This is a genomic window from Geomonas paludis (genome assembly GCF_014193585.1).
Taxonomy (GTDB): domain Bacteria; phylum Desulfobacterota; class Desulfuromonadia; order Geobacterales; family Geobacteraceae; genus Geomonas; species Geomonas paludis.
Window position 1 is genome coordinate 439512 of record NZ_BLXY01000003.1, and the last position, 17698, is coordinate 457209.

19 protein-coding genes and 1 tRNA gene are annotated in these 17698 nt (G+C 55.9%); 5 read left to right on the forward strand and 15 right to left on the reverse strand.

The annotated features are described in order from the left end of the window. Nucleotides 1–130 precede the first annotated feature (130 nt). Nucleotides 131–931: a polysaccharide deacetylase family protein gene (locus tag H7687_RS11830; protein WP_246404802.1), complete on the forward strand. Its 801-nt coding sequence runs from the start codon at nt 131–133 to the stop codon at nt 929–931. A gap of 13 nt (nt 932–944) precedes the next feature. Here the strand turns inward: H7687_RS11830 and H7687_RS11835 are convergent, their stop codons facing one another. Further along, nucleotides 945–2834 carry a sensor histidine kinase gene (locus tag H7687_RS11835; protein ID WP_183347569.1) on the reverse strand — a complete coding sequence of 630 codons (1890 nt, stop codon included), beginning with the start codon at nt 2832–2834 and terminating at the stop codon, nt 945–947. A gap of 14 nt (nt 2835–2848) precedes the next feature. Beyond that, complete coding sequence (locus H7687_RS11840) at nt 2849–3256, reverse strand: hypothetical protein (protein WP_183347571.1); 408 nt, start codon at nt 3254–3256, stop codon at nt 2849–2851. 409 nt (nt 3257–3665) lie between these two features. On the opposite strand from H7687_RS11840, the gene H7687_RS11845 reads away from it, so the two are divergent. The 4 genes from H7687_RS11845 to H7687_RS11860 all read left to right on the forward strand — a co-directional run bounded on the left by H7687_RS11845 (nt 3666) and on the right by H7687_RS11860 (nt 7190). After that, nucleotides 3666–3962 (forward strand): hypothetical protein, encoded by a 297-nt coding sequence (locus tag H7687_RS11845; protein ID WP_183347573.1) that lies wholly within the window; start codon nt 3666–3668, stop codon nt 3960–3962. 329 nt (nt 3963–4291) lie between these two features. After that, nucleotides 4292–5275 carry a Gfo/Idh/MocA family protein gene (locus H7687_RS11850; protein WP_183347575.1) on the forward strand — a complete coding sequence of 328 codons (984 nt, stop codon included), beginning with the start codon at nt 4292–4294 and terminating at the stop codon, nt 5273–5275. Nucleotides 5276–5701: 426 nt separating this feature from the next. Continuing rightward, the gene (locus H7687_RS11855; protein ID WP_183347578.1) at nt 5702–5998 is read left to right on the forward strand and encodes a hypothetical protein; all 297 of its coding nucleotides are present in this window, start codon (nt 5702–5704) and stop codon (nt 5996–5998) included. A gap of 820 nt (nt 5999–6818) precedes the next feature. Next, complete coding sequence (locus tag H7687_RS11860) at nt 6819–7190, forward strand: hypothetical protein (RefSeq protein WP_183347581.1); 372 nt, start codon at nt 6819–6821, stop codon at nt 7188–7190. A gap of 579 nt (nt 7191–7769) precedes the next feature. On the opposite strand, the gene yjjJ is transcribed toward H7687_RS11860, so the two are convergent. The 13 genes from yjjJ to meaB all read right to left on the reverse strand — a co-directional run bounded on the left by yjjJ (nt 7770) and on the right by meaB (nt 17540). After that, nucleotides 7770–9272 (reverse strand): type II toxin-antitoxin system HipA family toxin YjjJ, encoded by a 1503-nt coding sequence (gene yjjJ / locus H7687_RS11865; protein WP_183347583.1) that lies wholly within the window; start codon nt 9270–9272, stop codon nt 7770–7772. A 199-nt stretch (nt 9273–9471) separates the two neighbouring features. After that, nucleotides 9472–9768, reverse strand: coding sequence for a putative phage abortive infection protein (locus H7687_RS22205; protein ID WP_371877571.1), 297 nt, complete (start codon nt 9766–9768; stop codon nt 9472–9474). After that, nucleotides 9734–10060, reverse strand: coding sequence for a nucleotidyltransferase domain-containing protein (locus tag H7687_RS11875; RefSeq protein WP_183347587.1), 327 nt, complete (start codon nt 10058–10060; stop codon nt 9734–9736). Before H7687_RS11875 ends, H7687_RS22205 begins: the two co-directional genes overlap by 35 nt. Then, nucleotides 10042–10440 carry an HI0074 family nucleotidyltransferase substrate-binding subunit gene (locus tag H7687_RS11880; RefSeq protein ID WP_183347589.1) on the reverse strand — a complete coding sequence of 133 codons (399 nt, stop codon included), beginning with the start codon at nt 10438–10440 and terminating at the stop codon, nt 10042–10044. Before H7687_RS11880 ends, H7687_RS11875 begins: the two co-directional genes overlap by 19 nt. A gap of 95 nt (nt 10441–10535) precedes the next feature. Then, a tRNA-Arg gene (locus H7687_RS11885) sits at nt 10536–10612 on the reverse strand. A 51-nt stretch (nt 10613–10663) separates the two neighbouring features. Continuing rightward, nucleotides 10664–11179: an adenine phosphoribosyltransferase gene (locus H7687_RS11890; protein WP_183347591.1), complete on the reverse strand. Its 516-nt coding sequence runs from the start codon at nt 11177–11179 to the stop codon at nt 10664–10666. Between the two features lie 17 nt (nt 11180–11196). Next, nucleotides 11197–12195: a sigma-70 family RNA polymerase sigma factor gene (locus H7687_RS11895; RefSeq protein WP_183347592.1), complete on the reverse strand. Its 999-nt coding sequence runs from the start codon at nt 12193–12195 to the stop codon at nt 11197–11199. 48 nt (nt 12196–12243) lie between these two features. Further along, nucleotides 12244–12888, reverse strand: coding sequence for a protein-L-isoaspartate(D-aspartate) O-methyltransferase (locus H7687_RS11900; RefSeq protein WP_183347593.1), 645 nt, complete (start codon nt 12886–12888; stop codon nt 12244–12246). A 59-nt stretch (nt 12889–12947) separates the two neighbouring features. Next, the gene (gene surE / locus H7687_RS11905) at nt 12948–13694 is read right to left on the reverse strand and encodes a 5'/3'-nucleotidase SurE (RefSeq protein WP_183347594.1); all 747 of its coding nucleotides are present in this window, start codon (nt 13692–13694) and stop codon (nt 12948–12950) included. Nucleotides 13695–13800: 106 nt separating this feature from the next. Beyond that, nucleotides 13801–14547 (reverse strand): RNA methyltransferase, encoded by a 747-nt coding sequence (locus H7687_RS11910; RefSeq protein ID WP_183347595.1) that lies wholly within the window; start codon nt 14545–14547, stop codon nt 13801–13803. Between the two features lie 420 nt (nt 14548–14967). Further along, nucleotides 14968–15606: a DedA family protein gene (locus H7687_RS11915; protein WP_183347596.1), complete on the reverse strand. Its 639-nt coding sequence runs from the start codon at nt 15604–15606 to the stop codon at nt 14968–14970. A gap of 72 nt (nt 15607–15678) precedes the next feature. Beyond that, entirely contained in the window at nt 15679–16515 is an 837-nt protein-coding gene (locus H7687_RS11920) for a L,D-transpeptidase family protein (protein ID WP_183347597.1), read from the reverse strand. Nucleotides 16516–16595: 80 nt separating this feature from the next. Further along, complete coding sequence (meaB, locus tag H7687_RS11925; RefSeq protein ID WP_183347598.1) at nt 16596–17540, reverse strand: methylmalonyl Co-A mutase-associated GTPase MeaB; 945 nt, start codon at nt 17538–17540, stop codon at nt 16596–16598. Between the last annotated feature and the right edge of the window lie 158 nt (nt 17541–17698).

Sequence of the window (17698 nt, forward strand, 5' to 3'; positions counted from 1 at the left end):
CTGGCCCATAGATCCCGCAGCCGGCCAGCCGCCGCCTGGATTCAAGGGGTGGCCACACGGGAAAAAATTCGCCGTTGTGCTCACCCACGATGTAGATACCGCGCGCGGGGTGCAGAGATGCGAGCAACTCATGACTCTGGAACGGGAGTTGGGGTTTCGCTCCTGCTTCAACTTCGTTGCGGAAGAGTACCATGTTCCAGCAGCCCTGCGTCACAAGCTGGTCCAGGAAGGGTTTGAGGTGGGAGTGCACGGGCTGGAGCATAACAGGAAGCTGTACGAATCCGCAGAAACTTTCGCCAGGCACGCTGTCAAGATCAACGGCTACCTCAAAGAGTGGGGCGCCGTTGGTTTTCGTTCACCCTGCGTCTACCACAATTACCAGTGGCTGCACGCGCTGAACATCTGCTACGAGGCTTCCTCCTTCGACTCCGACCCATTTGAGCCCCAGCCGGACCCGTTGGGGACCATTTTCCCGGTCCACCAGACCGCTGTTGCCGGCAGGGAGTACGTCGAACTGCCCTACACCTTGCCGCAGGATTTCACACTCTTTGTCATCTTCCGCGAGAAAGACACCTCCATCTGGAAGGAAAAGTTGCGCTGGATCGCCGACCACGGTGGCATGGTGCTGCTCATTACCCATCCAGACTACATGAGTTTTGACGCCCCCCCCAACTTCGAAGAGTATCACCCAGTCCTGTACCGGGACCTGCTGACCCATCTGAAGAGCGAGTATCAAGGGGAATACTGGCACGCGTTGCCACGGGAAGTTGCCTGTTTTTGGACTAAGAGCGTAGGGGAGCACCAGTGCATGGGACCGGAAGGTACTGGTGCGAAGTGCCTTGTTGAGAAACAGCCCGCAGGGAAGGACGGCGTGCGCAGCATGGACGAAAATAAAGATAGGAGTTCTGAGGCGGGGTTGTACATAAGCTGAGGTTCGGCAGGGGTCAAACTTCAACCCTGAATTCTGCCCCATCCCCAATGTTGCGCACTGTTAGTTGTCCCCCCATGTGTTGCTCTACAATGGTCTTTGCCATGTAAAGTCCTATCCCAGTGCCCTTATCGGGCCCCTTGGTGGTGAAATAGGGGTCGAAGATCTTGTCAATTATGCCCGGGGGTATTCCCCCAGCGTTGTCGGCAACTGTTACCACAGACTTCTTGTCCAACCTGCTGACGGTTATCTCAATAATGCGCCGTCTTTCAACTGCGACATTTTCAAAAGCATCTTTACAATTGGTAAGGATCGCAAGAAGAACCTGTGCGTACTCTGTTTCAAACCCATAGACTTCAACAGGCTCCATCTTTGATATCTTTACCTCGATGTGCTGATTGTTCATCATTGGCAAGATAAGGGATAAGGTCTTTGACAAAGCAGTGCTAACGCTGAAAACCTTCTTTGTGTGGTCGGGCCTGAAGTAGGAACCGAATTCGTCTATCGTCTTTGACATCGCATTGATCACCGTCATGGCTTTTTGGGTACTGCTGTCAATGTTTTCCTTGCTCAGAAGTTTGTGGTCGTAGAGCACCCCTAATTCCTGAATGATCAGTCCTAGCAAGTTGAGCGGTTGACGCCATTGATGAGCGATATTTCCGAGGACCTCTCCCATTGCCGCCTGACGACCCTGCTGTATCAGCATCTGATCCTTCTTCCGTAATTCAGCGACTGCCTCAGTGACCCGTTGCTCAAGGTTAGCGTTAAGGTCTTCCAGCAGCCTTTGTTTTTCACCAAGTATTTGCTCCCTCGACAACAGCTCTCTTGTCATGGCATCGAAGGTTTCAGCCAACCTTCCGAGCTCGCCTCCCCTAACGGCATCTGACACTCTCATCCCAAGCTCGCCATTGGCGACGCCTAAGGAGGCCCTTTCCAAAACGATGATCCTGTCACAGATGGAATACTTGCCGATAAGCAATGCCAGCAAAAGTGCGGAGATGAGGACCAGCCCAAGCAGCGACATGTTCTTTACCAGCCGCGACGTAGCGGCCGACAGGGCAGACTCGACCGGGATACCCACCCACACATACATGTAGGGAGTTGGCTCACCCTGTAGCCGCAGCTTCTGGTAGCTTACGTATCGCTTCTCTCCTGGAGAGTCGCCAGCAAGGTCGGAGGCCATCGATGTGGCAGTATCTGGTCCCTGCTGCATCCACTTGAATAGTCTTTGATCAAATGGTTTTCCCGTCTGTGGCCCACGCTGGGGTACGCCGAACAGCACCACGCCATGGTAATCTATGAGCACCATATGGGTCCGCCCGGAGGGGCGAAATTGCTCCAACAGATCCTTGTAACGCTGCATGTCAAGAGAAACGCAGATTACCCCTGTCAATCTCCCTCGACTGTCCCAGTATGGGTACCCGAAATTGAGGCTGGGTTTATGGGAGATCCTGCCGATTTGGTATTCGCCTGAAGAGAGGTGCCCGGTTGCGATCGCGTTTTTGAAGTAGCGTCGATCGGCCACGTTGATTTTTTTCTCGATGGGGGCAGCGGAGGCCCAGATGGAGCCTGCGCGGTCAGCGACGAAAATGTTGCCGATGGTGGGATGTAACCTGAGAATGCGCCTCAGGAAAAACGTGGTATTGGTTGCCTCTTTTTCGTTGATCTCAGGCAACTGGGCCAAGGTCATCAGGAGTTGCTGAGCGGACGCGAGCATAAGTCTTTGTTCCGACGCTACCAACCCCACCACGGTTTGTGTTTCGACCCGGGCATGTTCTATTGCCTGATTTCTGCTTTGGACTCCTGAGTAGATGATGATGCCCGCTGCAGGTATAGCAACAATGGCGACAACAAGCAGGAGTTGCAACCGAATCGGTATTTTGAACAGCGGGTTGAAGTCACTCACGGCTTCCTCCCAAACTATGACCACACGTTCTTTGACGCCTCCTTGAGTCGTTCGAACGGTTCCTGTTCACAAAAGACCACGGCATTGTTGGGCGGAAAGTCTGCCAACCTCACGACTACCTCCTTCGGCAGGTATATGATGTTACCCGTCCTGCCCTCGGCCTGCGACGCCATGGCGTCATACTCCTCCTGGCTTTTCACCGTTTCTATCTCGATCACGGCAACCAGCCCTTCTTTGAAATACTCCTCATGCTCCGGGCAGAGCCCAAGATTCAACTGACGCGTCGGGGGCCGTTCTGGACCAGACAGTATGCCGTGAGGAGCGGGAGCATCGTTGGTGCGGCCATCAAGAACGTACGCCATCACCGCTGCTACCGAAGCGGCGAAAGCCTTAAGGCAGACCACGCAGACCTTTTCCTTCATGTCACACCTCTTTGTTAGTTCCCCACAGAGATCCCTCACCATCTGTCGGGATGTGACGCCGGCATTGACCAGTAGGAGGGTATCACCAGCCAATGGATTTCCAAGCCGTGGACTGCGGGCTGGGTTTCGGTCGCTTCAGGTGTAAAGGGGCGCGGAGTTTAAGGATCGAGCTAGCCAGGCCCCACCGTGTGGCGCCGTCAGTGGTCTACCTCGGGGAATGTGACGTCAACGAGAATATGGTGGTGAAGGTGTGGTGAGCTGATAACTCTCAGAGAAAATCCTATCCGTATAGAGAAACTAACTTTATTCAACGACACTAATCTTGCGGTAAACTGGCGTTGCGAGGATCTTCAGTTTACCCACTGCCTAGTGCCAGGGAGTATGTCACATGAACTTGCAAGAGGACTGCATGATGAAGGAAATTCGAAAAAGAGGGAGGCCATTAGGGTCCAGCAACGGCACATCCGTTCGGCGAATCAACATCACCGTTCGGGTAACCGCGGAGGAAAAACAAGTCCTGGAATTAAGGAGCAAGGAACTTGATGTAACCCTCTCCGGTATCTTTCATGGCTTCATCCGCCAAATCTCGCAGCGGAAGATCGATGATCCCATCCTTGTGACTGTCGACGAGACACCAGTCGCAATCACCAGGAGCGAGGCCAAAGCCCTGCTGCTGGATCTTACCAACAAGCTCATCAGCTATTAAATGAGGTAAGCAATCCCCTCTCTCTCCAAAAAATTATAATCTTCCTTTGAATTTTGCATTACCAACAACTCCGCAACCGCCAATCGAACTCGTTTGGTATTCCGCAATACCGTCTTTTAAACAGCATCACCCACGCTGTCTATGCCTTACAAGCCGGACTCATCCCTTTCCCAGCACCCGTAACACCGGCGCACCGGGTCACCACAGAAATAACCCTACCTGCCCGCCAGAATTTCCCTCTATTTAAAAATTCTCACCCTGGGCTAGACTGGTTCCGCTCTCTGCGGTTAGCGCCAACTTCAGATAACAACTCAATCAGCGAGGACATCATGATAAACGTGGGCATCGTGGGATACGGGTACTGGGGGCCTAATGTCGCGAGGAATTTTCATCAAACACCTGGCGCAAAAGTGACTGCAATCTGTGATACGGACCAGAAGTCGCTTTGCCGTGCACAGGCAGACTTCCCGGATGCCGAATTGGTACATAGTTACCAGGAACTGGTGCTACGGACCGATATCGATATAGTGGCTATCGTTACTCCGGTATCGTTACATTTCGAGATTGCCCGTTTGGCACTTGAAAATGGAAAACATGTCTTCGTAGAAAAGCCTTTCACTGCATCAGGAGCACAAGCGGAGCAGTTGATCGAGCTTGCCGACAGAAAGCATCTGAAAATAATGGTAGACCACACGTTTCTGTTCACTGGGGCCGTCAATAAAATCAAAGAACTCCTGGACAACAAGATCCTTGGGGACTTGTACTATTTCGATTCGGTCAGAGTAAACCTTGGCCTGTTTCAAAAAGATGTGAACGTCCTGTGGGACCTTGCACCTCACGACATCTCTATCATGGATTATTTGATCGGTTTGCCACCTACAACTGTCACTGCTACCGGCGTCTCGCACTTTAACTCCAATGAAGATGTCGCCTACGTTACACTCTATTTTCCTGACAACGTGATCGCACACCTCCATGTAAACTGGCTTTCACCAGTGAAGGTGCGCACGACCCTGATAGGTGGCCAGAACAAGATGTTGGTATGGAACGATCTGGAAAATGACGAAAAAATCAAGGTATACGACAAGGGCGCCTATCACGACGGCATGATGATGGCTTACCGAAGCGGTGACATGTGGGCCCCAAAGGTACCCGAAGGTGAGGCGTTGAAAAAAGAGGTGCAATACTTCCTGAGTTGCATATCCAACGATATAACCCCTATCAACGATGGTCGCGCAGGTTTAAGGGTTGTCCGGGTACTGGAAGCGATAAAGGAGTCTTTGAAATGGCGAGGGGCGCCCGTCCGCCTGTAGTACTTTGAGCGACACCCCGCCCATTGAATATGTGACAAGCCAGCCATGCTACTCCAATGGCTGTACAACGATGTCACGCCGTACTGCGCTCCACCCATTGAAGGTTAAGAAAATCTCTTACTACGATTGCGCCCGAAGCTGAAGGTATATAGTGAAAATTCGGAAAGGGATGAAGCAGTAGAATACTCTCAAGACAAAATTTGACTTGCAACTCAAAGGTTTGCCACTGACTTAGGAGTAACCTTCAGTAGCATGAGACCCATCGGGGGGTGGAGTTATTACAGCTGAGGGCGTTCTCTAAATCAGAAGATGGACTTTACGATTAAATAAGAAGATGCTAATATCAACTCCTGGTTTGTTGTACTGCCCCCCTACTCTTCTTTGGAGAGGGGGGCGACTTTTTCTGCGAACAGTGAGGAGCACGCCATGGACGATCGATTCTTCTCAGTGAAAGCGGCAGCAAAACGGGTTGCTGAAATCAATCTTCAAAAGACATCGTTTCTGACACTGGAGGTGAAGTTCCTCCGGCTGCAGACCGCCATGCTCAATCATTCACTGGCGCCTCGATTGCGGGCGGAGGACTCAGCTTTTGACCATCTTACGTTGCTGGTGGAGGAAATGGCCGCAGCACGGGAGCCTCATTTTTGGTACGAGGCACTCTCGGAACACCTGGAAGAGATGATCGCAGCAGTAGAAGGACAACCCGCCGAGATATCACAGTAACGCAGTCTGCTTGCTATGCTTGACTGTCCTTCCGGCGCCGAAAATTACCAACCGCCTACGACCTCAAGTCATTTCTCGCCGCGAAGGGTTCAGCGTGGCAGACAGATTTAGAAAAGGACCCGGTTATGAAAGGAATTCTGAAAAGAGGCAGACCATTAGGATCCAGCAACGACAAGGTTCGGCGTGTCAGCATTACGGTTCGGGTAACTGAAGAGGAAAAGCAAGCACTAGAACGGAGGTGCAAGGAACTTGATGTACCTCTGGCCGGCATCTTTCATGGCTTCGTCAGACAAATATCGCAACGGAGGATCGCCGACCCCATCTTTCTGACTGTCGATGAGACACCAGTCGCAATCACCAGAAGTGAAGCCAAAGACCTGCTACTGGATCTTACCCACAAGCTGATAAACAATTAAAACAGACCAGGCGCTGCTGTTCCAGTTCCTTCGTGCACGCCAGTGCCTTCCTATCGTCTGCAGCCGGTCGAGGGCGTCGCTCTATGCCCTCATGCACACTCTCCAGCCGAACATAAAAATCGCCCATAGGAAACCCCGTAAATGCCTTGTAACCTTAATGCTCGAGCCAAGTCGTAAATGCCCCCCAGACGCTCAACGCGGACTACTTATCCCCACATTCACCCCCTCTTTCGAGCAGTTTCTCCGGGCATGCCGTTAAAACATCAACGACGCCCCTGATCGCCTATATTAAGATAAGGTTCGACTTTATTTTAATTTTCAAGGGGATTGCGTAAAAGGATTGGTTCGCTATAGTGGTCACGCTTGCAAGCTTAGTGTTTTCCAACCGCAAAGTGGAGGTGACCATGCTGCATCTAAAGTTCGACCTACGCGGTAGACCTTCGGTGTTCCTGGCCAACGGCAGACGCTACTACAACGGCTTATCCGGGCTCGCGCTGTATCGCAACCCGCCAGATCAGGCGGTCTCCCTGGTACGTCTAAAAGAAGTGCTGGACGACGCGGAGCAAAAAATCCAGGCTGCCGCGAACTTTGACCGCATCCAGATCCACTTGCGTAACTTGGCGATCAAAGAGTTGGTGGAAATGTTCAAGAAGATTGCCGGCTACCTTCAACTCGTCGCGACCGAAGCTGATATCCCCGAATTGCTACAGGCAGGGGTCACAGTGGTACAGCCCCTCTTGAAGAGGAAGAAGTCTCTCGCCCCTGCTGCTAGTTAGCTGAATGCCCCCACCTCGTTCCCTCGGGCGGATGGCCACACCTTCCGCTCGAGGGGTTTGCTTTTCAAAGCGGTACTCCATGCGGTACGGCAGGGCCATCACCCCGGATCGGTACTCCATTCAACCTTATCGGCATACCGACCAACCCTAACCATACCCCAGTTCAGCCTTAACGGCATACCGATTAACCCTAACCATACCCCCATTCAGCCTTAACGGCATACCCATCAACCCTAACCATTCCTCCATTCAACCTTAATGGCATACCGATCAACCCTAACCATACCTCCATTCAACCTTAACGGCATACCGATCAACCCTAACCATACCCCCATTCAGCCTTAACGGCATACCCATCAACCCTAACCATACCCCCGTTCAGCCTTAACGGCATACCGATCAACCCTAACCATACCCCCATTCAGCCTTAACGGCATACCCATCAACCCTAACCATACCCCCATTCAGCCTTAATGGCATACCGATCAACCCTAACCATACCCCCATTCAGCCTTAACGGAATACGGGCGTGTAAGGGCGTGTAAAGGATTTTGTGTAAACGCCCCTTTTGGGTATGCCCTAAGAAATCAGCCGTGGGCCGTTTTGCAGGCTCCGAACTATCCCTAGATTACCATGACTTATTTGCCGGAACCTTTCCGAGATTCTCTTATCGACTGAGGCCCGCTCCCAGAAGGTGATGGCCGCCGCCAGAGCAGAGTCCCATTGGTCAGCAGCCTGCGTCGAGAAGGGGGGTGGCCTAAACGTGCGCTCCGGTGCGGCCCCATCCATGGGGCGGTAGAGCATAGGAAGCATGTCATAGGCCGGCCTGAGCGTAAAGCGGTCGACAGACAATGGAACGAGAGACACATTGCCAAAATGCTTGTCGGTGTTGGCAATGAGATCACCGAAAACCCACAGCCATCTGAGGTTGCGAGCATCCTCACTGCTCAACCTGCCGTCAGCTTCCATTCTATCAGCAGCAGCAATCCAGTTATCTTGCCGGCCGTAGAATTCGTTGTCGATAGCGCGAAGAGAAATCATGGGCAGCCGACCGCATCGCCCTACCCTGTCAAAACGAGTGACCTCGAGAAAGACCCTGTCTTCAGCTTCAACCAGGGAAGTCTTTGCTGCGAGTATCCCCATTTCCTTTACTATGCCCAGGGCGAGGTGTTCGCAGATAAGAAGATCTGCCCAGCGACGTCCTTCAACGGAATGAACAGGAGGCGAGAATTTCACCAGGAGATTCTCAATCTTCCCTTTCCGATCCACCCTCAGGGTAAATTTGGGCTGTTCCCCTCCCGCAGAAGACCCGACCGGTTGTCCCTCCATAGCGTTCTTCGCCATCACCGGGTAGGCTGTTGCCAGTTGGTCCTGAGTAAGTAGACCGAACCTTTCATGTGACAAGCTGAAGTACCGGTCCAGAGATTCCTTGCCGATGATCAAGTTCCCCATCAGGTCCTCGCCTCGACAGGCGAGAGCCACGAGCACGTGGTCATCGGTCCAATCGAATATACGGGACGGGAGAGAAAGAGTTTCAGACAGACGTCTAACAAAAGCGCGCCCAGTAAAGCCGTCCGGTCGAAGATCCGAGAGAAACCAAGGCAGGCTTTTGTACTGAACAGCGCCATCACCTTTGGGCTGCCACAGATACTCGTCATGCCCTATAGCGCTTAACACCCCGATAGAAGAAGCATTCCCGTCTTCGTCAACGCTAAAAACAGGGAACTCCCCCCCAAGACCTCGAAGATCCCGTCTGGTGGTATAGCGTCTTGTGCGCGCGTTACCGATGATCACGACCTGTTCGGATACCCGTGCGATGAGGCGTGAGACAGAAGGCTGGCTTAGGTTGAGCCGCTCCTGAATGTCTTCAGAGGTGCGAACGCCAGTAGCGAGATACGCCAGGAGTCTCGCTTCGTTATCAGCTTGCGCGCGGGACATGATGCCTCGTGTTGTGAATGGATTCGTGAATAGATTCTCGAATACATTCCTAACAGATTTCCAGCGTATTTTCAACAGATAACGCCAGCACACTCCACAATCATGAATAGCATACCCAAACAAAAAGAGGACACATGAGATCATGACTTCCTGCTCAGGAAGTTATATTCTCACGTGTCCCCTTGTTTTTTTTAGGCCCCTACAGAGAGCAGGAAGTCGTGTCCCACCTTCTCCGACTCCTCTTATCCCCCTATGCCTTTAAAGAAACTTATATTCTTATACCCGTCCCCTTGGCCTTAGGTTAGGAAGTTATGATCTTATATGTGTCCCCTTGGCTGCTCATCTAATCTACCAGCATTTTCCCAAATGCTTGAGGTGCGCAGAGAGACTTGTGCTCCCAATCAAACAATAGAGTTAAGTCCATATCTTCGAGGAACTCATAATTTTCTAAGAGTTCCTTGAACTTTTCACAACCATTTATACTGAGACAGTTATAAAACAAAATAGCAAGATGATATACAAACATCTGTGCTCTAACAAAATTTACATACACCTTTTTATCATCAATTGGAGCAGACGCAGGTAACAATTGCATTATCAATGTTCTATGTCTCGTGCAGTGGGTAAAACTGCTTGCCATGCAGCTCAATCGTTTTCCTTAACTTCGGCTGCGGCAATGTGTCAAAATGCAGCACGTCGAGTTTAAAGACCAGATCCAACGCATCCAATTCGTCCAGCAGGCGTGAAAATTCAGCACTCCCCATCTCAGGAGCGATCACGGCGAGGTCGATGTCGGAGTACGGCTTTTCTGTCCCCTTGGCGCGTGAACCGAATATCATCACCTTATCTATATGGACATACTTACTGAAAACGGCAGCAAGCCCCAGATAGTGCCGACGCGCCAGTCCGTAAATCAGATCGTCGTCTGCCATGACACCGCCTTTTGCGCAAGTTGCCGGAAAAGGAGCATACCCTGCGTCACCACGAATGAGTAGACCTCCTCGGCCAGTTCCTCGTTGTAGGTATGGCTGGTCAGATTCCGCATCTTCTGCAAATCACTCCATGCATTGCCGTCCTCGATGAAACCTGCTTCCAGTGAAGACTGCAAGGTCTCGCGGGGCGTCCTGGCAAAAACATCCTCTTGCTCTAGGCGCAGCTTCAGCATTTTCCAGGCGAGTTCATGGGTAAACTCGAAACGCTGAATCACAGAGTCCCTGAGGAATTCATCCTTCGGTTGACTGCCGGCTTTTTCCAACTGCGCCAGAGCTTTGAGGTAGTCCGATACCCGTTCTTCCAGGCGTTCAGAATCCATTCCCAACTCCACATAACTGACGGTGATGATCGTTGCATGATAGTTATCAAAAAAAATGGGCTACAGCAATGTTGCCGTAACCCATTTGATTTTTGTGGCGTCCCCGAGACGATTCGAACGTCCGACCCCTTCCTTAGGAGGGAAGTGCTCTATCCTGCTGAGCTACGGGGACAAGTCAGACGGACTTTATACAATACCACCGCCTGTTTGGCAAGAAGTTTTATTAAAACTTCAACAACGAGAACACTTTGCCCTCAGGCAGCTTCTTGGCGCCTTCCAGGAACTCGAGCTCGGCCATGAAGCAGCACTCAACCAGCTCAACGTCCATGCTGTTGATCATGTCGACGACCGCGGCCATGGTGCCGCCGGTGGCCAACAGGTCGTCGGCGATCAGCACGCGGTCGCCCTTGTTGAAGGCATCGGTATGGATCTCGAGGGTGTCGGTGCCGTACTCGAGATCGTAGGTCTTCTTGAAGGTCTTGGAGGGAAGCTTGCCCGGCTTTCTCACCAGCACGATGCCGGCACCCAGTTTGTACGCGAGGGCAGCGCCGATGATGAAGCCGCGGGCCTCGACTCCGACTACCTTGTCTATCTTCTGCCCCACGTAACGGTGGGACATGAGGTCTACCATGCGCTGAAACGACTTGGCGTCTCCTAAAAGCGTGGTGATGTCTTTGAAGAGAATCCCCTTCTTGGGGAAATCGGGAATGTTCCTGATGATGCTTTTAAGATCTTCCATGTCCAACGGCCGCTCCTTTAATTACCAGTAGTTGCACTGCGCCCCATTATGTCGGTGGCTTCCACTATTTTCCTCAGTTTCTCCAGCGACTTCGCCTCGATCTGACGGATCCTCTCGCGGGTCACGCCGAAGCTGCGCCCGATGGTGTCCAGCGTCTGCGGATCCTTGTCGTCCAGGCCGAAACGGAGGGTCAGGATCTTTTTCTCGGCATCGGAGAGGGTCTCGAACCACTTGGAGACCAGTTCGTACTTGTTCAGGTCCTCCAGGAGCACCGCGGGCGAGATGGTCGAGGTGTCCTCGATGGTGTCGATGAGGAAGTAGTCGTTGTTCTCCCCCATGGGGCGCTCGATGGAATAGGTCTTCTTCAGAAGCACCATGAGCCGGCGCACGTAGGTTACGTTCACCTCGAGCGCATCGGCCACTTCCTTCACGGTCGGCTCGCGGTTCATCTTCTGCACCAGCTCGCGGGTCACGCGGAGCATCTTGTTGATGTCGTCGGAGACGTGCACCGGCAGGCGGATGGTGCGCGACTGGTTCACCAGGGCGCGCTCGATGGACTGCCTGATCCACCAGGTGGCGTAGGTGGAGAAGCGGCACTCCTTACTGAGCTTGAAGCGCTCCACCGCCTTGATGAGTCCCATATTCCCCTCTTCGATCAGGTCGAGGAAGGGAAGGCCGCGGTTGATGTAGCGCTTGGCGATCTTGACCACCAGGCGCAGGTTGGAGACGATCATCCGGTCGCGCGCGGCCTTGTCGCCCTGGTCGATGCGCGCAGCCAGCTCCTTCTCCTCGTCCGCGGTCAGAAGCTTGGTCTTCTGGATCTCGCGCAGGTAGAGCTTGATGGCGTCGTCGAAGTGCTCCACCACGGCGGCCTTGATCTCTTCTTCCTCGACCTCTTCCGCCTCCTCGACCTCCTCTACCTCTTCGAGTTCGAGGGCATCCGGGTCCGGGTCATGATCGTGTTCGCCATCCAGAAAGAGAGGATCCTTCTCCTCTAAAAGCTCTTCGTTTTCCATGCCAGACTCCTTTGGCAAAGCCAGAGTGATGTGGGGCAACCTGTGCTGCTACTCGTCGTTCCAGCCGTTTTTGCCGATCAGCCTCACGAAGCGGCAGTCATCCGCTTCCTCGCGGGTCACGCTGCCGTCCGCCGCCTTCCGTATCACCAGCAGTTTCTGGTCCACGCGGTCCCCGACCGGGATCACCAGCCTCCCGCCGGGCGCCAGCTGCTCCACCAGGCATTCCGGGAGGGCGGGAGCCCCGGCGGTAACCAGGATGGCGTCGAAAGGCGCCTCCTCGGGCCACCCCTCGGTGCCGTCACCGATCTTCAGGTTCACGTTCAAAAGCCTCAGGCTGTCCAGCGCCTTGCGCGCCTTCATGGCCAGCGGGCGGATCCTCTCCACGGTGCAGACGCGGTCGGCCAGGGTGGCCAAAACGGCGGCCTGGTACCCGGAACCGGTGCCGAGTTCCAGCACCTTCTCCCGCCCGGTAAGGGCAAGAAGTTCGGTCATGCGCGCCACGATGTAGGGCTGCGAGATGGTCTGCTTCTCTCCGATGGGGAGGGAGCCGTCGCTGTAGGCCTGGGCGGCCATCGCCTCTTCGACGAATATGTGTCTGGGCAACTCCAGCATGGTGTTGATCACCCGCTGGTCCGTGATACCGCGTTTCACCAGTTCGGCGACCATCCTCTTGCGTGCTACAGCTGAATTCATTCCCCCCCCGATCTTTGGCAGCGGGGAAATATAACAAATGACGTGCTAAAAGTCCAGCATCACGGCAGTTCCCACCCCTGCAACTCGCCGATGGCGGCGTGGTTGGTGAGGTCGATGTGCAGGGGCGAAATGGAGACGTGGCCGCGCGAAACGGCGTGGTAATCGGTGCCGGGAACGTCCTGGAAGCTCAAGTCCACAGTGCCGATCCAGTAGTAGTTCCGGCCGCGGGGATCGACCTTGTCCACGATGGTCCCCTCGTAACTGCGCTTCCCCTGGCGGGTGATCTGCGCCGGGAGGAGCTCTGCCGCGGGGAGGTCGGGGACGTTGACGTTGAGATAGGTGTCGCGCGGCAGGCCGCGGCGCTGCACGCTCAGGGCCAGCTGCGCCGCGAAGGCGGCGGCGGAGTCGAAGTTCTCCCCGGCGCTGCGGGTGACCAGCGAGACGGCGATCGCCGGGATACCCATCAGGGTCGCCTCCAGGGCGGCCGCCACCGTGCCGGAATAGGTGACGTCGTCGCCCAGGTTGGCGCCGCGGTTCACCCCGGAGATGACCAGGTCGGGGCGGAAGGAAAGGAGGCTGTGGATGCCCAGGTTGACGCAGTCGGTGGGGGTCCCCTCCACCGCGTAGACGTTGTCGGCGATGCGCGCGGCACGCAGGGGGTGGTGCAGCGTGAGCGCGTGGGAGACCGCGCTCTGCTCGCGGTCCGGCGCCACCACGACCACCTCCGCCACCTGGGACACCCGCTTGATCAGGGCGGCCAAGCCGGGGGAATGCACACCGTCGTCGTTGGTAAGGAGAATCTTCACGGTAGGTCCCTCGCAGTCAGTTACAGCAGAACAGGTCCAGACAAAGCCTCCGCCTCACCCTGATCCCTTCGGCGGAGCGGAGACAAACTTTAACACATTTTAAGAATTATGGAAAACCGGCGCCCTTCTTCCCCTTGAACTCGGCGCAGGCCCAGTCGATCTGGGACAGAAGGCCGCGCAGCGAAGCCACCTCGCGCTCGTCCAGTTCGGCACGGGAGAAGATGCGGCGCATGGTGCGCATCATGTGGTCCGGGTTCTGCGGGTTCAGGTAGCCGATCCTCAGGAAGGTCTTTTCCATGTGGGCGTACATCGGCTCCAGCGAGGCCGACCCGGCCAGTTCCCGCGCGGCCTTGACCGGCGCCGGGGCGGCCCCCTTCAGGAACTCGTAGCAAAAAATGAGTACGGCCTGGGACAGGTTCAAGGAGCCGAACTCGTCGGCGGTCTCGATGGTGGACTGCCAGCGGCACATGGCCACCTCGTCGGTGGTGAGCCCGCTGTCCTCGCGCCCGAAGACCAGTGCCAGGCGGCTGGTGGGCGCGCAGGCGGCGAAACGGTCCACGATCTCGGGCGGGGTGGATATCTCGGCGCGGTACTTGCCGTGGCGCCTGGTGGTCGCCACCGAGTACTCGCTGTCGGCCAGGGCATCCTCGAGGGAGGTGAAGACGCGTGCGCTTTCCAACAGGTCGCGCGCGGAGACGGCGAACTTGATGGCGTCCAGGTGGTCGACCTGGCAGGGGTTGACCAGGCGCAGGTCGCGCAGCCCCATGTTCTTCATGGCCCGGCAGACCATCCCTATGTTGCCGGGGCTCTGGGTCCCGACCAAAACGATGGAAACTCTTTCCTTCAAATCCATGCAATGCCCTTCACTTTTCTTTACGGGATGTGCGGCCGGAAACGCGCCGCGGGCGGCATTAGACCATAAGCAGGGGCAATTGACAACCGGAGAAACGAGTCAGAAAAGCAGTTACGCAAAGAGCGCAGAGAATCCGCAAAGAACGGGATGAGAGCTTTGGGGACAAACCAAAAGTCTCCCTTCGCGTGCTTCGCGACTACTTCGTCCCTTCGCGTAACTGCTTTTGACTTTGACAGGCTGAAAAGCAGTTACGCAAAGAACGCAAAGAATCCGCGAAGAACACAAAGATAGCCTTTTTGGGGAAACCAAAAGCCTTTCCTTCGCGTACTTCGCGACTACTTCGAGCCTTCGCGTAACTGCTTTTGACTTGCAGCCACATGCTGAGATAAAAGGGGACAGGCACCTGGCGGAGCCAGTCCCCTAGCGGTGGTTGTGGTTGGCCTTGGGACGGCGGGGACTGGACTTGATGCGCTTGAGCCTGGCCCTGGCATGACGCTTGCGCCACCTCTGCGCGACGAAATGGCTGGACCACAGACAGGCGAGTATCCCGGCCAGAACCAGCATCAGGTAGGGCTCGTAACTCTGCAGATCCTCGATGAACAAGGAGGCGGTCTTGCCGAAGAGATAGCCGGCCAGGGAGAAGAGGATGGACCAGCTAAGGGCTGAGAGAAAGTTCAGGTAGAGGAAGCGGCGCGAGGGAAAGGTGGTCATGCCGAGAATGACGGGTAGCACGATGCGGAAACCGTAGGTGTACCGGGACACGAAGGCGACCAGGGTGCCGTAGCGCTCGATGAGGCGCAGGGCCTTCCTGAATTTCCTGGCGAAGGTGGTGAAGAGCCGCAGCAGCTGCGGCCCCTTGGTGCGGCCGATGTGGAAGTAGAACTGGTCACCGAGGAAGGAGCCGACCAGCGCGGCAAGCATGACCAGGTAGATATTGAGATACCCCTGGAAGGCGAGGAAGCCGGCGAAGATGAGGATGGCCTCCCCTTCCAGGAAGGTCCCCAAAAAGAGCACCCAGTAGCCGTGCACCTGCAGGTATTCTCTGAAAAGTTCCTGCACAAAAGCTCCAGCTGTGACAGTGGGATCGCCTCACATTCAGTGGCGGGCACAACTGGAGAGTATAGCGCCTTATTACTTGCGGTAAACGGGGTTGGTTCCCCTCACCTCGACGACGGGTGCGTCCTCAAGCTCCTCCAGGTTGCCGGTGTCCTCCTCGTACTCGTTCTCGCCCACGGCCCAGGCGTAGAACTTCTGCGAGTCGATCAGCTGCGGCTTTTCCGGGATGCCGTAGACCCGGTTCTGCATCCCCTCGTCGTAGAGGCCGACGCAACCATGCGAGGCGGGCTTGCCGGGGAGGTCGCGGGCGTGGATCCAGTAGGAGACGTTATCGGGGCCGATGTGGAAGCGCATGGCGTTGTCCATCGGGTACTGGCCGCTCTCGTCCTCGGTCTTGTAGAGCGACGAGGTGTGGTTGCGGTGCCGGGCATCGATGCGGAAGACGCCGACGGGGGTCTCGTGACCGGGGGCGCCGGTCGCGGCGGGGGCGGAGAACTTGAGCTTGCTGTTTTCGTAGGCACCCATCCACTGCTCGGTCATGTCGATCAGGATGTACTTGCCGTACCCCTTGGCCGCCGGGTACTCCTGGGGCATCGGGGTGTAATCACGGGCGGCCGCGATATCGACGGGGACTTTGATGGTCATGCCGGGATAGACGTGGCGCCGGTCGATGCGGTTGAAGCGGGCCACGGTGACCCAGTCGGCGCCGTAAAGGGATTCCAGCGTTTCCTGCGGTTTGATGAAATGGGCGCGCCAGGGAACCTTGGCGAGGCTCGGGTATTCCACCCGGGAGAGGTCTTCCTTGGCCGGATCCTGCGGGTTGGCGCCAGGCTCGGAAGTGGCGGAGGGGTTGTAAACCACGACGGAAAAGAGGACTGCCAGGACAACAAAAGCCAAAATCTTACGTAACATCTTGCCTGCTCCCAACCTAGAAACGACTAATGGGGCCTACGCCCCATTTCGTTCTTAATTAACACCTTTGCCACGCTCGGTCAAGAAAAAGCGCGTCCCGCCATGACTTCCTGCACTGCACTGTAGGGATCGATGCTCTTGTCGCGCATCCCCGCCACGATCTGGTCGTACTTGCCGTTCCCCTTGATGGTGCCGAAGACGGTCTCGAAGAGTTCTTCCCGGAGCGTGTCGGCGAAGAGCTTGGCGTTTCTTTCCTCGGTGAGCCGCTGCAGGGCGCCCGACTCCTTCAGGTAGATGTGGTGTGCGTCGAACTCCTGCACCAGCTCCTCGATGCCCACGCCGCGGACCCCTTCGGTCTGCAGCACGCGCGGCGCCCACCCGTCCGCGTCGGGGTGCTTCATCTCCAGCATGGTGGTGAGTTCGCGGGCGGTGCGCTCCGCGCCGTCGCGGTCGGCCTTGTTGACCACGAAGACGTCGCCGATCTCGAGGATGCCGGCCTTGATGGCCTGGATGTCGTCGCCCAGGCCCGGGACCATGACCACCACGGTGGTGTGGGCGGTGCTGACGATGTCCACCTCGTCCTGCCCTACCCCGACGGTCTCGATGACGATGACGTCCATCCCCATGGCGTCCATGACGTTGACGACGTCGGTGGTGGAGCGGGAAAGCCCTCCCAGCGCCCCGCGGGTGGCGAGGCTGCGGATGAAGACGCCGGCATCGTCGGCGTGGCGGTTCATCCTGATGCGGTCGCCGAGGATGGCGCCGCCCGAGAACGGGCTGGTCGGGTCGATGGCCACCACGCCCACCAGGAGGTCCTTCTTCCGGTACGCGGAGACGATCTGGTCCACTAGGGTCGACTTCCCCGCCCCCGGCGGGCCGGTGATGCCGATGATGTAGGCATTGCCGGTGTGGGGGTAGAGGGTTTTCAGTTCCTCGATGGCGCTTTTGAAGCGGTCATCGATGTCGCGCATAAGCCGCGCGGCGGCGCGTATGTCGCCGTCGAGCACGCGTTCGGCCAGGGTCATAAGAACTCCAGAGGCGGTTCAAGGTTCAACGTTCAACGTTCGAGTGAGCGCGTCGCCACCGTGCGGCATGTTGGTGACTTCTACGGCGTGCGCCGCGTCTGCTCTAGGCAACACGCGGCGCATGGATTGCGTCCAGGTTTTGCAGTTAACGTTGAACG

Bases quoted from the DNA above. Each gene is read 5' to 3' on its own strand.
- H7687_RS11830 (WP_246404802.1), top strand. From the start codon at position 131: ATGACTCTGGAACGGGAGTTGGGGTTTCGCTCCTGCTTCAACTTCGTT.
- H7687_RS11890 (WP_183347591.1), bottom strand. From the start codon at position 11,179: ATGGAAGATCTTAAAAGCATCATCAGGAACATTCCCGATTTCCCCAAG.
- yjjJ (WP_183347583.1), bottom strand. From the start codon at position 9,272: ATGATCTCATGTGTCCTCTTTTTGTTTGGGTATGCTATTCATGATTGT.
- H7687_RS22205 (WP_371877571.1), bottom strand. From the start codon at position 9,768: ATGGCAAGCAGTTTTACCCACTGCACGAGACATAGAACATTGATAATG.
- H7687_RS11910 (WP_183347595.1), bottom strand. From the start codon at position 14,547: ATGGATTTGAAGGAAAGAGTTTCCATCGTTTTGGTCGGGACCCAGAGC.
- meaB (WP_183347598.1), bottom strand. From the start codon at position 17,540: ATGACCCTGGCCGAACGCGTGCTCGACGGCGACATACGCGCCGCCGCG.
- H7687_RS11900 (WP_183347593.1), bottom strand. From the start codon at position 12,888: ATGAATTCAGCTGTAGCACGCAAGAGGATGGTCGCCGAACTGGTGAAA.
- H7687_RS11850 (WP_183347575.1), top strand. From the start codon at position 4,292: ATGATAAACGTGGGCATCGTGGGATACGGGTACTGGGGGCCTAATGTC.
- H7687_RS11840 (WP_183347571.1), bottom strand. From the start codon at position 3,256: ATGAAGGAAAAGGTCTGCGTGGTCTGCCTTAAGGCTTTCGCCGCTTCG.
- H7687_RS11880 (WP_183347589.1), bottom strand. From the start codon at position 10,440: ATGGATTCTGAACGCCTGGAAGAACGGGTATCGGACTACCTCAAAGCT.
- H7687_RS11845 (WP_183347573.1), top strand. From the start codon at position 3,666: ATGATGAAGGAAATTCGAAAAAGAGGGAGGCCATTAGGGTCCAGCAAC.
- H7687_RS11875 (WP_183347587.1), bottom strand. From the start codon at position 10,060: ATGGCAGACGACGATCTGATTTACGGACTGGCGCGTCGGCACTATCTG.
- H7687_RS11920 (WP_183347597.1), bottom strand. From the start codon at position 16,515: ATGTTACGTAAGATTTTGGCTTTTGTTGTCCTGGCAGTCCTCTTTTCC.
- H7687_RS11895 (WP_183347592.1), bottom strand. From the start codon at position 12,195: ATGGAAAACGAAGAGCTTTTAGAGGAGAAGGATCCTCTCTTTCTGGAT.
- H7687_RS11855 (WP_183347578.1), top strand. From the start codon at position 5,702: ATGGACGATCGATTCTTCTCAGTGAAAGCGGCAGCAAAACGGGTTGCT.
- H7687_RS11860 (WP_183347581.1), top strand. From the start codon at position 6,819: ATGCTGCATCTAAAGTTCGACCTACGCGGTAGACCTTCGGTGTTCCTG.